Source organism: Stenotrophomonas sp. Ps181 (genome assembly GCF_025697425.1).
Lineage (GTDB): Bacteria > Pseudomonadota > Gammaproteobacteria > Xanthomonadales > Xanthomonadaceae > Stenotrophomonas > Stenotrophomonas sepilia.
Window position 1 is genome coordinate 375,554 of record NZ_JAHWBI010000006.1, and the last position, 14,357, is coordinate 389,910.

16 protein-coding genes are annotated in these 14,357 nt (G+C 66.7%); 15 read left to right on the top strand and 1 reads right to left on the bottom strand.

What is annotated here, in order from left to right; genetic code table 11:
• Window positions 1–73: 73 nt before the first annotated feature.
• From lepA to recO, 6 genes are read left to right on the top strand one after another with little or no spacing between them, the layout of a single operon-like run.
• On the top strand, window positions 74–1,867 hold the full coding sequence (lepA, locus tag KXV01_RS16025) for a translation elongation factor 4 (RefSeq protein WP_049416245.1): 1,794 nt from the start codon (window positions 74–76) through the stop codon (window positions 1,865–1,867).
• Between the two features lie 54 nt (window positions 1,868–1,921).
• The gene (gene lepB / locus KXV01_RS16030) at window positions 1,922–2,716 is read left to right on the top strand and encodes a signal peptidase I (RefSeq protein ID WP_014038087.1); all 795 of its coding nucleotides are present in this window, start codon (window positions 1,922–1,924) and stop codon (window positions 2,714–2,716) included.
• 37 nt (window positions 2,717–2,753) lie between these two features.
• Window positions 2,754–3,137, top strand: coding sequence for a DUF4845 domain-containing protein (locus KXV01_RS16035; protein WP_014038086.1), 384 nt, complete (start codon window positions 2,754–2,756; stop codon window positions 3,135–3,137).
• The gene (gene rnc / locus KXV01_RS16040) at window positions 3,127–3,807 is read left to right on the top strand and encodes a ribonuclease III (protein ID WP_014038085.1); all 681 of its coding nucleotides are present in this window, start codon (window positions 3,127–3,129) and stop codon (window positions 3,805–3,807) included. The genes KXV01_RS16035 and rnc overlap by 11 nt, the downstream gene beginning before the upstream one ends.
• Window positions 3,804–4,700, top strand: a complete 897-nt coding sequence (gene era / locus KXV01_RS16045) for a GTPase Era (protein WP_005410599.1) — start codon at window positions 3,804–3,806, stop codon at window positions 4,698–4,700. Before rnc ends, era begins: the two co-directional genes overlap by 4 nt.
• Window positions 4,701–4,718: 18 nt before the next feature.
• On the top strand, window positions 4,719–5,438 hold the full coding sequence (gene recO, locus KXV01_RS16050; RefSeq protein ID WP_049445198.1) for a DNA repair protein RecO: 720 nt from the start codon (window positions 4,719–4,721) through the stop codon (window positions 5,436–5,438).
• A 709-nt stretch (window positions 5,439–6,147) separates the two neighbouring features.
• Here recO and KXV01_RS16055 read toward each other — a convergent pair.
• Window positions 6,148–6,876, bottom strand: a complete 729-nt coding sequence (locus tag KXV01_RS16055; RefSeq protein WP_049438913.1) for a response regulator — start codon at window positions 6,874–6,876, stop codon at window positions 6,148–6,150.
• Between the two features lie 127 nt (window positions 6,877–7,003).
• Here KXV01_RS16055 and rlmD point away from each other — a divergent pair, with 127 nt between their 5' ends.
• The 9 genes from rlmD to KXV01_RS16100 all read left to right on the top strand — a co-directional run bounded on the left by rlmD (window position 7,004) and on the right by KXV01_RS16100 (window position 14,357).
• Window positions 7,004–8,338, top strand: a complete 1,335-nt coding sequence (gene rlmD / locus KXV01_RS16060; RefSeq protein WP_049413033.1) for a 23S rRNA (uracil(1939)-C(5))-methyltransferase RlmD — start codon at window positions 7,004–7,006, stop codon at window positions 8,336–8,338.
• A gap of 34 nt (window positions 8,339–8,372) precedes the next feature.
• Complete coding sequence (locus tag KXV01_RS16065) at window positions 8,373–8,858, top strand: CYTH domain-containing protein (protein WP_031270571.1); 486 nt, start codon at window positions 8,373–8,375, stop codon at window positions 8,856–8,858.
• A 116-nt stretch (window positions 8,859–8,974) separates the two neighbouring features.
• Window positions 8,975–9,667 (top strand): DsbA family oxidoreductase, encoded by a 693-nt coding sequence (locus tag KXV01_RS16070; RefSeq protein ID WP_263467916.1) that lies wholly within the window; start codon window positions 8,975–8,977, stop codon window positions 9,665–9,667.
• Window positions 9,668–9,830: 163 nt separating this feature from the next.
• A complete protein-coding gene (gene nagZ, locus KXV01_RS16075; RefSeq protein WP_049413037.1) occupies window positions 9,831–10,838 on the top strand; it encodes a beta-N-acetylhexosaminidase in 1,008 nt (335 codons plus the stop codon).
• Window positions 10,838–11,392 (top strand): hypoxanthine-guanine phosphoribosyltransferase, encoded by a 555-nt coding sequence (locus KXV01_RS16080; protein ID WP_005418223.1) that lies wholly within the window; start codon window positions 10,838–10,840, stop codon window positions 11,390–11,392. The genes nagZ and KXV01_RS16080 overlap by 1 nt, the downstream gene beginning before the upstream one ends.
• A gap of 81 nt (window positions 11,393–11,473) precedes the next feature.
• Window positions 11,474–12,220 carry an S-methyl-5'-thioinosine phosphorylase gene (locus KXV01_RS16085; RefSeq protein WP_005418222.1) on the top strand — a complete coding sequence of 249 codons (747 nt, stop codon included), beginning with the start codon at window positions 11,474–11,476 and terminating at the stop codon, window positions 12,218–12,220.
• Window positions 12,221–12,308: 88 nt separating this feature from the next.
• Window positions 12,309–12,515: a cold-shock protein gene (locus KXV01_RS16090; protein ID WP_005410590.1), complete on the top strand. Its 207-nt coding sequence runs from the start codon at window positions 12,309–12,311 to the stop codon at window positions 12,513–12,515.
• 125 nt (window positions 12,516–12,640) lie between these two features.
• Entirely contained in the window at window positions 12,641–13,909 is a 1,269-nt protein-coding gene (locus KXV01_RS16095; protein ID WP_099495838.1) for an NAD(P)/FAD-dependent oxidoreductase, read from the top strand.
• Between the two features lie 178 nt (window positions 13,910–14,087).
• Complete coding sequence (locus KXV01_RS16100) at window positions 14,088–14,357, top strand: hypothetical protein (protein ID WP_049413041.1); 270 nt, start codon at window positions 14,088–14,090, stop codon at window positions 14,355–14,357.

Consider the following 14,357-nt stretch of genomic DNA (forward strand, 5'->3'; position numbering starts at 1 on the left):
GCGCCGGGCATGCGATAATCGACCGTTACCCTGACGACGCCGCGCGCCGCCGCCACCTATGTCTTCTGATTCGATGCGGAACATCCGCAACTTCTCCATCATCGCCCATGTCGACCACGGCAAGTCCACGCTGGCCGACCGCATCATCCAGCTCTGTGGTGGCCTGCAGGCCCGCGAGATGGAAGCGCAGGTGCTCGACTCCAATCCCATCGAGCGCGAGCGTGGCATCACGATCAAGGCGCAATCGGTGTCACTGCCGTACCTGGCCAAGGACGGGCAGACCTATCACCTGAACTTCATCGACACCCCCGGCCACGTCGACTTCTCCTATGAAGTCAGCCGCTCGCTGGCCGCCTGCGAAGGCGCGCTGCTGGTGGTCGATGCGGCGCAGGGCGTGGAAGCGCAGTCGGTGGCCAACTGCTATACCGCAGTGGAGCAGGGCCTGGAAGTGGTGCCGGTGATCAACAAGATCGACCTGCCCACCGCCGACATCGAGCGCGCCAAAGCCGAGATCGAGGCCGTGATCGGCATCGACGCCTCCGACGCCGTGCCGGTCAGTGCCAAGACCGGCCTCAACGTGCAGGACGTGCTGGAGGCGATCGTCCATCGCATCCCGCCGCCGGTGCCGCGCGACACCGACAAGCTGCAGGCGCTGATCATCGACTCGTGGTTCGACAACTACCTGGGCGTGGTCTCGCTGGTGCGCGTGATGCAGGGCGAGATCAAGGCCGGTGACAAGCTGCAGGTGATGTCGACCGGCCGCAACCACCAGGTCGACAACGTCGGCGTGTTCACTCCCAAGCGCAAGGTGCTGCCGGCGCTGCGTGCCGGTGAAGTGGGCTGGGTCACCGCCAGCATCAAGGACGTGCATGGTGCGCCGGTCGGCGACACCCTCACCCTGGCCGGCGATCCGGCGCCGAAGCCGCTGCCGGGCTTCCAGGAAATGCAGCCGCGCGTGTTCGCCGGCCTGTTCCCGGTCGATGCCGAGGACTACCCGGACCTGCGCGAAGCGCTGGACAAGCTGCGCCTGAACGATGCCGCGCTGCGTTTCGAGCCTGAAAGCTCCGAAGCGATGGGCTTCGGCTTCCGCTGTGGCTTCCTGGGCATGCTGCACATGGAGATCGTGCAGGAGCGCCTGGAACGCGAATACAACCTGGACCTGATCAGCACCGCGCCGACGGTGGTGTATGAGGTCCTGAAGACCGACGGCTCGATCATCAACATGGACAACCCGGCCAAGCTGCCGCCGGTGAACCAGGTCGAGGAGATCCGCGAGCCGATCATCCGCGCCAACGTGCTCACGCCCGAGGAGTACATCGGCAACATCATCAAGCTGTGCGAAGAAAAGCGCGGCAGCCAGATCGGCATCAACTACCTGGGCAGCCAGGTGCAGATCAGCTACGAGCTGCCGATGGCCGAGGTGGTGCTGGACTTCTTCGACAAGCTCAAGTCGGTCAGCCGTGGCTATGCCTCGCTGGATTACCACTTCGTGCGCTTCGACGCTGGCCCGTTCGTGCGCGTTGACGTGCTGATCAACGGTGACAAGGTCGACGCACTGTCGCTGATCGTGCACCGCAGCCACGCCGACCGCCGCGGCCGCGAGCTGTGCGAGAAGATGAAGGACCTGATCCCCCGGCAGATGTTCGACGTGGCCATCCAGGCCGCCGTCGGCTCGCAGATCATCGCCCGCACCACGGTCAAGGCGATGCGCAAGAACGTGCTGGCCAAGTGCTATGGTGGCGACGTCTCGCGCAAGAAGAAGCTTCTGGAAAAGCAGAAGGAAGGCAAGAAGCGCATGAAGCAGGTCGGCCGCGTGGAGATCCCGCAGGAAGCGTTCCTGGCCGTACTGCAGATGGACAACAAGTAAGCCCGCACCGGCCTCGCGGGGCCGGTCGTCTGGTGACGTTGCAAAGGACCCTGAATGAAACTGTTTGAGATCCTCCTGGTCGTGCTGACCCTGGCCTCGGGCCTGATCCTGCTCGCCGACAAGCTGTACCTCGCCAAGCGTCGCGCCCAGCGTGCGGGCCTGCTCGATTCCGAGCCGGTGCTGGTGGACTACTCGCGAGCGTTCTTCCCGGTGCTGGCGATCGTGCTGATCGTGCGCAGTTTCATCGCCGAGCCGTACAAGATCCCGTCCAGCTCGATGATGCCGAACCTTCTGATCGGCGATTTCATCCTGGTCAACAAGTTCTCCTACGGCCTGCGCCTGCCGATCAGCAACACCAAGATCGTCCCCTTCGGCGAGCCGTCGCGCGGCGACGTGGTGGTGTTCCACTTCCCCGGCCACAGCGACAACGACCCGGCCAAGGGCGAGAACTTCATCAAGCGCGTGATCGGCGTGCCGGGTGACACCGTGGTCTTCGAGGGCGACGGCGTGATCCTCAATGGCGAACCGCTGAAGTACGACAACAAGGGCATCTACGCCGGCCACAAGGGCCAGGGCGAGGGCGCCAACCTGCTGGTCGAGCACCTGCCGGGCCGTACCCATACCGTGCTGGAGACCGACTATCCACGCGGCCAGGGCCAGTGGACCGTACCGGCCGGCAAGTACCTGGTGATGGGCGACAATCGTGACAACAGCGACGATGGCCGCTTCTGGGGCCTGCTGCCTGAAGAGAACCTGCGCGGCAAGGCCTTCCTGATCTGGCTGAACTGCCAGGGCTGGTTCTGCAAGGATGGCTTCGAGCCGTCGCGGATCGGCTCGAGCATCAACTGAGTACCTTCACATCCAACGCGTATCTGGGGAGAACGCAATGAAGACGATGAACACGCAGCGTGGCATGACCCTGACCTCGTTCCTGGCGGTCCTGATCGTGGTCGGTTTCTTCCTTTACATCGGCATGAAGCTGTTCCCGATGTACCAGGAGTATTACGCGGTGCGCTCGGCGATGAAGAGCCTGGCCAAGGAGCCGGGCGTGGGCAGCATGGAGCCGGCCCGGATCCAGGATCTGTTCTTCAAGCGCCTGTACATCAATTACTCGGAGAACGTGAAGCCGGCCAACGTGAAGTTCGACCGTCGCGACAATGGCTGGACCCTCAAGGTCAACTACGAAGTGCGCCGTCCGCTGGTCGGCAACCTGGATGTGGTTGGCAAATTCGATTCATCCCAGGACCTGACCCGAAGCGGTGCCGAATAAACCTTTCCAACGTGGTGACCTGATCGGTCATCCCTTCCGCGACCCGGCGCTGCTGAAGCAGGCGCTGACGCATCGCAGCGCCGGTGCGCCACACAACGAGCGCCTGGAATTCCTGGGCGACAGCATCGTCAACATGATGGCGGCCGAGGCGTTGTACCGACGCTGGCCCAAGGCTGACGAGGGCGCGATGACCCGTGCCCGCGCCGAACTGGTGCGTGAGGGCGCGCTGGCGGTGATTGGACGTACCCTGGAACTGGGCGAGCGGCTGATCCTGGGCCCGGGCGAAATGAAGTCCGGTGGCCACCGTCGTGATTCGATCCTGGCCGACGCGGTGGAAGCCGTGGTGGCTGCGATCTACCTGGATGCCGGTTTCGAGGCCTGCCGGGCGGTGGTACTGCCCTGGTTCAGCGCTTCGATCGAGGCACTGCCGGCCTCCGGCCGGCCCGAGAAGGACCCCAAGACCCGCCTGCAGGAATGGCTGCAGGCCCGACAGAAGGCGTTGCCGCAGTATGAACTGGTGTCAGAATCCGGTGACGACCACGCCAAGCACTTCCGGGTACGCTGCAACGTAGCCGACCCGGCCGCCAGCACCGAGGGCGAAGGCGCCTCGCGGCGGCTTGCCGAACAACAGGCGGCTGCGGCCGTCCTAGAACAACTGGATTCCAAGTGAGCGAACAAACTCCCCATCATTGCGGCAGCGTGGCCGTCATCGGCCGCCCGAACGTGGGCAAGTCGACCCTGACCAATGCCCTGGTCGGCGCCAAGGTCAGCATCGTCTCCAACCGTCCGCAGACCACGCGCCATCGCCTGCTGGGCATCGCCACCTATCCGGAAGGCCAGCTGGTGCTGGTCGACACCCCCGGCCTGCACAAGGTGCAGAAGCGGGCGATGAACCGGGTGATGAATCGCGCCGCGCGTGGCTCGCTGGAAGGCGTCGATGCCGGCCTGCTGGTGATCGAAGCCGGTCGCTGGGATGAAGAGGACAGCCTGGCGTTCAACGTGCTGCGCGACGCCGGCATCCCGGTGGTGCTGGTGGTCAACAAGATCGATCGCCTGAAGGAAAAGGGCGCGTTGCTGCCGTTCCTGCAGCAGGTGACCGAGGGTCGCGACTTCGCCGCCGTGCATCCGATCTCCGCGCAGAAGCGCAACGGCCTGGAAGCGCTGGTGCGCGACGTGCTGAAGCTGCTGCCGGAAGCCCCGCCGATGTTCGGCGAGGACGAGATCACCGACCGCAGCCAGCGTTTCCTGGCCGGTGAACTGGTGCGTGAGCAGCTGATGCGCCAGCTCGGCGAGGAACTGCCGTACGCCACCACTGTCGAGATCGAGCGCTTCACCGAGGACGGCAACCTGCTGCGCATCGGTGCGGTGATCTGGGTCGAGCGTGAAGGCCAGAAGGCCATCGTGATCGGCAAGGGCGGCGCCCGCCTGAAGGAGATCGGCGCCAAGTCCCGCCTGCAGATGGAGCGTCTGTTCGGGGCCAAGGTGTTCCTGGAGACCTGGGTGCGCGTGCGTGAAGGCTGGTCTGACGATGAGGCCGCGCTGAAGGCCTTCGGTTACGAATAAGCCGCGACGGTCGCTTCGATGATGATCGAGGACGACACCGGCTTCGTGCTGCATGCACGGGCCTACCGCGAGACCAGCCTGCTGGTCGAAGTGTTGAGCGCGCAGCATGGCCGTATCGGCCTGCTTGCGCGTGGCGTGTCCACTGCCAAGGGCCAGGTGCTGCGCGCCGCCCTGCAGCCGTTGCAGTGGATCCGCTTCAGTGCCCAGCAGCGGGGGGAACTGGCCCAGCTGCGCGGCGCTGAAGCATTGGATGCCGCGCCACGCCTGGTCGGCCAGGCGATGCTGGCCGGCTTCTACCTGAGTGAACTGACCCTGCGCCTGGCCCCGCGCCAGGACCCGCTGCCGGAGCTGTACCTCGCCTACGGCGAGGCGCGTGCGCGGCTGGCGGTGGGCGCAGGCCTGGCCTGGACCCTGCGCCGTTTCGAACGCGAGCTGCTGTCTGCGCTGGGCCTGGGTTTCGCGCTGGACAGCGCCAGCGATGGCCAGCCGATCGACCCGGCGGCGCGGTACGAACTGGACCCGCAGGAGGGTGCGCAGCGCCTGCTGAGCGAGCGCGGCGGGGAGCGCCGGGCGGCGGCCACTGGCTCGGCGCTGCTGGCCCTGGCGGCCGACGAAGAGCCGGATGCCGCCGATTTGGCCAGCCTGCGCCTGCCGATGCGGCGGGTGCTGGCCCATCACCTGGGGCCGCGCGGCCTGAAGTCCTGGGAAATGCTCGAGCAGCTCGCGCCGCGCAGGTAGGGGGGGCTTTGGCAGGGCTTGCAGCCCTGCACCTGCCGAGGCCGAAGCCGAATCAACGTCAACGTCAACGGCAAAAGCTGGCTAACCGTGGGTAGGCGGGGTGGGTCCGGTTGCGGGAGACGCCGTAAACCCGTCCCTGGGGGCTTGGCCGCGGCATCCATGCCGCGGACACTCTCGCAACCGGACCCACCCCGCCTTCGACAGATTCTTGCGAGCTGTCGGAACGGCGTGGGGTCGGATCCGTTTTCCGCAGGAAAACGGATCCGACCCCGGATTGATTTCGACACCTGACAGAAATTCATCCACGCATGGCGTGGATGGTCCAACCGTCACCAGAAATCTGTCGGGGGTGGGGCGATGTGGGTGGGCAGGACCGTTGGCGCCATGGGCCCGAGGCATGCCTCGGGCGGGTTGGGCAGGACGCCCAACCCCGGTCTTGCCGTGTGCGCAGGACAGCGCACACGAGCAAGGCGCCATCGAGCCCCCATGGGTGAGGGCGGTTTGTTTGCGAAGCACTGCTTCGCAAGCGCCCGAACGCACAGCCGCCAGCGGCTGGGCCGGACCCCGGAGGGGGGTTTACGGCGTGTCCTGCCCACCCACACCGGCCCGCCCAACAAGCAGAAGGCCAGAGCCGCTCTGGCCCTGGCCTTTGGTGTTGCTCTGGCTTGAAGCATCTGCGGGTGCAGGGCGCAGCCCTGCCGAACAGTCCTCAATGCAGCAGGGCCGCCACCGCCGCGCGGAACCCATCCTGGGCTGGCCTGGATTCCGGTGCATGATGCAGCTGACGCACCGCCCGGCCCAACCGGGCCGCCCCCACGAAGCCACAGCTCGCCTGCAGCCGATGCAACTGGCTGCGCAGCTGGCGCTCGTCGTGCTGGTCCACCGCCTGCTCGACCGCGTCGCGCACACCGGGCAACTCGGCCAGGAACAGCTCGCGCAGGGCGATCAGATGGTTGCGCTGGCCATTGAGCGCGGCCAGGGCTGCGGTCTCGTCCCAGTCCTGTACGGCCAGTTCGACCGCGGCCGGGGCCTGTGCCACGAAGATCCCCGCCGGGCTGTTGACCAGCGCTCGGCGCACGGCCTTCAGCAGCTGGTCGCGGCCCAGTGGCTTGACCAGCGTGTCACTGAAGCCGGCTTCGCGCAGGCGGGCGTGGATGTTGGCATCGCCGTCGGCGGTATGCGCCAGCGCCGGCGTGTCCGGATGTGATCGGCGCAGCTCGCGCAGCAGCTGCGCGCCATTGCCGTCCGGCAGGTTGACGTCGATCAGCCACAGGTCATGCGAGCCGGGCTCGGCACTGGCCAGGGCACTGGCCAGCGAATCTGCGGTGTCCACATCCGCCGGTAACGTTTCCAACGCCGCCTTGAAAAAACCGCGGCTGATGATGTCGTCCTCGACAAGCAGGAAGCGGGGCCGTGCGGCCCGCGGGGTCATCTGCATCAGGGCTGCCTCCATGTCAGCTGTCCCAATCATCAAGCACGGCGGCCACGGGCGCAAGCGGGTCCGGGCCCCATCGGTCAGGATCTGCGACAATACGCCCCCATTTTTGCCCGCAGCCTGTTGCCACGTGGCCCGATCCCGCTCCCGCACCGACCGTACCCCGTTCCAGACCGAGATCCTCGACCTCAGCCATGATGGTCGCGGTGTCGCCCGCCGTGAAGGCGAGGGCGGCAAGGTCACCTTCGTCAGCGGCGCCCTGCCCGGTGAGGTGGTGATGGCTGAACAGACTGCCCGCAGCCGCCATTTCGACGAGGCGCGCACGCTGGAGGTGCTGCAGGCCTCGCCGCAGCGGGTGACCCCCAAGTGCCCCCATTTCGGTACCTGCGCCGGCTGCGTGCTGCAGCACCTGGACGAAGACCAGCAGATCGTCGCCAAGCAGCGCGTGCTGATGGATAACCTGGAGCGGATCGGCCATGTGAAGCCGGGCACCGTGCTTGCGCCGCTGGTCGGCGAGAGCTGGGGCTACCGCCGCAAGGGCCGCTTCTCGGTGCGCCGGGTCGAGAAGAAGGACAAGACCCTGGTCGGCTTCCGTGAACAGGATCCGCGTTTCGTCGCCGACCTCAGCCAGTGCCTGACCGTGATTCCGGAGATCGGCACCAAGGTCGAGGCGTTGTCCACCTTCATCGAAACGCTCGATGGCAAGCGTGACATCCCGCAGATCGAATTCATCGCCGGTGACCAGGCGGTGGTGCTGACCGTGCGCCACCTGCGGCCGCTCAGCGATGCCGACCGCGCGGCCTGGGCCGCCTTCGGCCAGCAGCACGGGTTCGTGATCTACCTGCAGTCCGGCGGCGTGGACACCGTGCAGCCGTTGGACGGGCAGGGCGTGGCGCTGTCGTTCCGGCTGGCGCCGTGGGATGTCGAGCTGGCGTTCCGCCCGTTGGATTTCATCCAGGTCAACGCCAAGCTCAACGAGAAGATGATCGCCCACGCCCTGGACCTGCTGCAGCCGGGTGAGGACGAGCGCGTGCTGGACCTGTTCTGCGGCCTGGGCAACTTCACCCTGCCGTTGGCCCGCCGTGTGCGTGAAGTGGTGGGTGTGGAAGGTGATGCCGGCCTCGTCGCGCGTGCGCGTGAGAACGCCGAGCGCAACGGCCTGGCGAACGCGCAGTTCTTCAGCGCCGACCTGACCCAGGACCAGCGCAGCACGGCGTGGATGCGCCAGGGCTTCGACAAGCTGCTGCTGGATCCGCCGCGCTCGGGCGCGATCGAAGTGCTGCAGCAGCTGCCGCTGAAGCAGTTCAAGCGCATCGTCTACGTCAGCTGCCACCCGGGCTCGCTGGCGCGCGATGCCGGCTATCTGGTCAACGAGCAGGGCTTCACCCTGGTCAGCGCCGGTGCCATGGACATGTTCCCGCACACCGCGCACGTGGAAAGCATCGCGGTATTCGAAAAGCGCTGAGCCGCTGTCATCACCCGTGGCGCATAATTGCGCCATGGGCATCGAGATCGAACGCAAATTCCTGGTCAGCAGCGATGGCTGGCGCACCGCCGCGCATCGGGTGATCCCGATGGCGCAGGGCTACATCAACGACATGGGCGCGCTCGATCGCGGCACCCAGAACGCCTCGGTGCGCGTGCGCATCGAAGGCGACCACGCCGCGCTGAACCTGAAGTCGCGCACCCTCGGCCATACCCGGCAGGAGTTCGACTACCCGATCCCGGTGGAGGACGCGCGCGCACTGCTGGCGCTGTGCGTCGGCGGCCTGATCGACAAGCGCCGCCATCTGGTCGAACACGCCGGCCTGACCTGGGAAGTGGACGAGTTCCTCGGCGACAACGCCGGCCTGGTGGTGGCCGAAGTCGAGCTGGAAAGCGCCGACCAGGCCATCGACCTGCCGGACTGGGTCGGCGCCGAAGTGACCGATGACGCCCGCTACTACAACGTCGCGCTTGCCAGCCGCCCGTATTCAGAGTGGTGAAAACCCCAAGAAAAGGGGACGGAGGGGATTAAGTCGTCTTTACCCCGCCTGTGCGGAAAGCGACTTAATCCCCTCCGTCCCCTTTTATCGGGGGAGGCGGTCCCCATGTCGTGGACATGAGAATCGACATCTACTCCGACGTGGTCTGCCCCTGGTGCTGGATCGGCAAGCATCGTTTCCAGCAGGGGGTGCAGTTGCTGGGCCCGAACGCGCCTGACCTCGATATCCACTGGCAGCCGTTCCAGCTGGACCCGGATGCGGACGCCACCCCGGTGCCGCTGCGCGAGGCCTATGCGCGCAAGTTCGGGGGCGTCGAGCGCACCGAGCAGATCCTCGGCCAGACCCAGACCACCGCGCGCGCGGAGGGGTTGCCGATGGATTTCAACCAGGGCCAGGTGCGGGTGACCACGCTGCCGGCGCACCGGGTGCTGTGGCTGGCCGGCGAGCAAGGCGTGCAGGATGCGGTGGGTGAAGCGCTGTTCCGCGTCCACTTCGAACATGGGCAGAACCTGGCGGACCCTTCGGTGCTGATCAAGGCCGGCGTGGCAGGCGGCCTGGACGGTGGCGAAATCGCGCAGATGCTGGCCTCCGACCGCGGCCTGGCCGAGGTCGACGCCAAGCTGGCGCAGGCCCATGCACTGGGCATCTCTTCGGTGCCGACCTTCGTGATCGATGGCAAGTGGGCGATTTCCGGGGCGCAGCCACCCGAAGCCTTCGCCAACGCCCTGCGCCAGATTGCTGCCGAGCAGGGGGCGTCGGCTGCCGCAGCCGGTGACGAGGCCTGCGGCCCGGACGGCTGCAAGGTCTGAGCAGGTCGGCGTCAGACCCCCTGCGGGGATCTGACGCCGGGGTCGGATCTCCGCAGGGGCTCTGACCCCCACGTTTCCCTTTTGCCTTGACCACTGCGCCTGTCGGCCGGTTCTGCGACAATGCGGCACTGCGCCATGCGGGCGCGCGTTGTGGAGATCGACCATGCTGCTGATCGGCGTTGCCGGCACCGAACTGACCGCCCAGGAACGTGACTGGCTGCAGCACGACGCCGTGGCCGGGGTGGTGCTGTTCAAGCGCAACTTTGCGTCGCGCCAGCAGGTGACCGATCTGAGCGCGGCCATCCGTGCCGCTGCCCCGCGCCCGCAGCTGATCTGCGTGGACCAGGAGGGCGGCCGCGTACAGCGCTTCCGCGAGGGTTACAGCGATCTTCCGCCGCTGCAGGACATTGGTGCCCTGTACGCCACCGACCCGCAGCAGGCCCTGGCGCTGGCCGAGCAGCACGCGTGGCTGATGGCCAGTGAAGTCCGCGCCAGCGGCCTGGATCTCAGCTTCGCCCCGGTGGTCGACCTTGGCCGCGGCAACCGCGCCATCGGCAACCGTGCCTTCAGTGAAGACCCGCAGGTCGTGGCCGCGTTCACCGCAGCCTATGTGCGCGGCATGCACGCGGTCGGCATGGCCGCCACGCTCAAGCATTTCCCCGGCCACGGCACCGTGCTGGAGGACACCCACGTGGATACCGCGATCGATCCACGCGCGCTGGACGAACTGCGCGCGCAGGACCTGGTGCCGTTCCAGGCCGGCATCGCCGCGGGTGCCGATGCGGTGATGATGGCGCACGTGATCTATCCGCAGGTGGCACCGGAGCCCGCCGGCTATTCCCCACGCTGGATCCAGGACGTCCTGCGCGGCGAACTCGGCTTCCGCGGCGTGGTGTTCTCCGATGACATCGGCATGGCCGCCTCGCACAGCGCCGGCGGCGTGCCGGCACGCGTGCACGCGCACCTGGACGCCGGCTGCGACGTGGTGCTGGTCTGCCATCCGGAACTGGTCGATGAAGCCCTGCATGCGGTGCAGGGACGCTCCCTCAATACTGCTGCGCTGCTGGGCCTGCTCGGCCGCGGCGCGCTCGGCTGGGACGGCCTGCTGGCCGATGCCCGCCATGGCGACACCCAATCCCGTCTGCTTGAAACCCTTGGAAGAACCGTCTGATGCCCAACCTCACCATTTCCCAGGCCCTGGCCCAGGCTGACCTGCTGGTCGACCGCCCCACCATCGACAAGGCCATCGCTGCTATCGCCGACGCCATCGCGCGCGATTACAAGGGCGAGGTGCCGTTGTTCCTGTCGATCATGCATGGTGCGCTGCCGTTCGCCGGCCAGCTGGCGCTGGAACTGGGCGCGCGCGGCCAGGACGTGCAGTTCGATTACCTGCACGCCACCCGCTACCGCGGTGAAACCACCGGCGGTGACCTGGTCTGGAAGCACAAGCCGGCCACCTCGCTGTTCGGCCGCCGCGTGCTGCTGGTCGACGACATCCTCGACGAGGGCTACACCCTGCAGGGCGTTCGCACCTGGTGCCTGGAACAGGGCGCGACCGATGTGCGCATCGCTGCGATGACCGTGAAGAAGCACGACCGTGCGCTGCCTGATGTGACCGCTGATTACGCGGGCATCGAGCTGCCGGACCGCTACGTGTTCGGCTTCGGCATGGACGTCAACGAGACCCTGCGCTGCGTGCCGGCCATCTACGCAATGAAGGAATAACAGCGCGACCGCCCGCGGCGCGTCTTTTCCATCGCCGGCATCCTCGGGTGCCGGCGTTCGTCTTTTCATGGAGTGCTTCGAATGCAACAGATCGCCCTGGCCGTGATCGGCGGTACCGGTGTCTACAACCTGGCCAAGCTTGACGACGTGCAGACCCACGAGGTCGACACCCGCTTCGGCCGCCCGTCCGGTCCGGTGCGCGTGGGCACGCTGCTCGGCCATCGCGTGGCGTTCCTGGCGCGGCATGGCGAGGGGCATTCGCTGCCGCCGCACAAGATCAACTACCGCGCCAACCTGGCTGCGCTGCAGCAGCTGGGCGCGCAGCGGGTGCTGGCATTGAACACGGTGGGTGGCATCACCGAGAACTTCGGTCCGCGCGTGCTCGCCTGCCCGGACCAGATCATCGACTACACCTGGGGCCGCATCAGCACGATCTGTGAAGAAGAAGGCTCCGACGTGGTCCACGTCGATTTCGGCCATCCGTACACGCCGATGCTGCGCAGCAAGATCCTGGCGGCAGCCAAAGTGACCGGTGTCACGGTCCATGACGGTGGCTGCTATGGCGCAACGCAGGGCCCGCGCCTGGAAACCATCGCCGAAATCGCCCGCATGCGCCGCGACGGTTGCGATCTGGTGGGCATGACCGGCATGCCGGAAGCCGCACTGGCACGGGAGCTGGGGCTGGATTATGCCTGCCTGGCGATCATCGCCAACTGGGCCGCCGGCTGCGGTGATGGCGAGGAGATTACGATGGCCGAAGTGCTGGCCAATGTGCAGGCGGCCAGCAACGGACTTCCGGAACTGGTGGGCGAATTGGCGCGGGGGTGATTGTCTTCCCCGAGCAAGCTTTGCATACTCAGCTTGTGCGCGGGTTCAGCGTACACCACCCATTCATTGCATAAGGTCTCGCATCACCATGCCGAACGGTACCGTCAAGTGGTTCAACGACGCCAAGGGATTTGGCTTCATCTCGCCGGAGGATGGCAGCGCCGACGTGTTCGCGCACTTCTCCGCCATCAACTCCAAGGGCTTCCGCAGCCTGCAGGAAGGCCAGCGTGTCACCTATGACGTGACCCAGGGCCCGAAGGGCGCCCAGGCTTCGAACATCACGCCGGCCGAGTGATCCACTCGACAGTGCGTTGAAAACCCCGCTTCGGCGGGGTTTTTTTTGCGCTGCGACAGGAATTGCGCTGCCGTGGGCGGAGGCCCCGCTGGGCATCCGGATTTGCGCTCGGGCACAATGCGCCCATGAAGGAACGACTGCGCATCGCCGTGATCGGCTACGGCACCGCTGGACAAGCATTGTCCATCCTGCTCTCCCGTGATGGCCACGAGGTGGAGATCTTCGAACGTGTGCCCACGCCGGGACCGGTTGGCGCCGGTTTCCTGCTGCAGCCCAGCGGCCTGCAGGTGCTGTGGCAGATGGGCCTGCTTGACGCCGTGCGCGCGCATGCCGCGCCGGTGCATCGCCTGTACGGCGATACGCCGTGCGAACGCACAGTGATGGACATGCGCTACGCCGGCCTGGACGCACGCCTGCACGGCCTTGGCATGCAGCGCGGGGCCCTGTTCTCGTTGCTGGATGATGCGCGCGCGGGTGCGGGCCAGCTGCATGCCGGCGTCAGCATCGCTGCAGTGGACGCCGAGCACGGCCTCCTGCGTGACAGCGAAGGGCGCCTGCACGGTGCGTTCGACCTGGTGGTGGCCGCCGATGGTGCGGCCTCGACGCTGCGCGGCACGATCAAAGACGGTAACGGACTGGATCGCGTGTATCCGTGGGGTGCGCTGTGGTGCCTGTTGCCGGCGGAAGACTGGCCACACCTGCAGGAGCTGCGGCAACGCTACGTGGCCGCGCGCAAGATGATCGGGCTGTTGCCGGTCGGTACGCGGCCTGGTGATGACACGCCGCGCCTGAGCTTTTTCTGGAGTCTGCCACGCGCCGATTTCGAACGTTGGCAGGCCGACGGCATGACGCCCTGGCTGGACGAACTGCATGCGCTGTGGCCGCAGGCCAGTGCACGCTTCTCGCATCTGCGTGACGCCGGCCAGCTGGCACGGGCCGTCTACCGCGACGCGGTGATGACGCGCTGGCATCACGGCCGCATGGTGCTGGCCGGCGACGCCGCGCATGCGATGAGCCCACAGCTGGGCCAGGGCGTGAACATGGCGCTGCTCGATGCGCTGGCGCTGCGCGATGCCTTGCGCGCGCATGGTGGTGGTGCCGCGGCATTGCAGGCCTACCAGGCGCAGCGCAGGGCACACGTTGCGGTCTACCAGCGCTGGAGCCGTTGGCTGACGCCGCTGTTCCAGTCCGATCACGATGCCTGGGCGAAGGCGCGCGACGTGCTGCTCGGCCCGATGGGGCGCCTGCCGGGTGGGCGTGGCCACATGCTGCGTGTGCTCAGCGGTACCCAGCATGGCTGGTTCGGTTCGCTCGCGCTGGATCCGGCTTTCGTCGACGCGTTGGCCACTGCGGTGCAGGTGCCTCGCATCAACGCGATCACGGCCACTGCGTGAAACGCGTCGTCACGTGAATTAACGGTTGCATCACTGCGCATATGCGAGAAGTAGGTTGCACGCGATTGCGCGTCGCCCGTTTTCCTTTCCGTGATCAACATCGCGCGTGGCCCGGGAGGCGCTGCCGTCGCAGCCTGTTGCGGCCCGGATGTGCCGCCTGTTGTCGAAGGAGGATGCCATGTTGTTCGCGGTCGAGGAGCTGGAATCGGAAATCTGCAAGCTGCGCGGTCTGCTGCAGATGCTGCACGAGGACCAGCCCGACGTGCTGGAGGACGTGTTCGAGTTCCATGTCGGCAGCCTGATCAGTCATGCGTCGCCGGAGCACCACACGCGCATCCGCACCTGCGCGCAGGAGATGCTGGCGGCGATCCAGGCCTTGCCGCGGCGACGTGAAGGGGACACGCCTGAGTTCCAGCTGATGCCGCAGCTGGATATCCGTCCGGCCTGA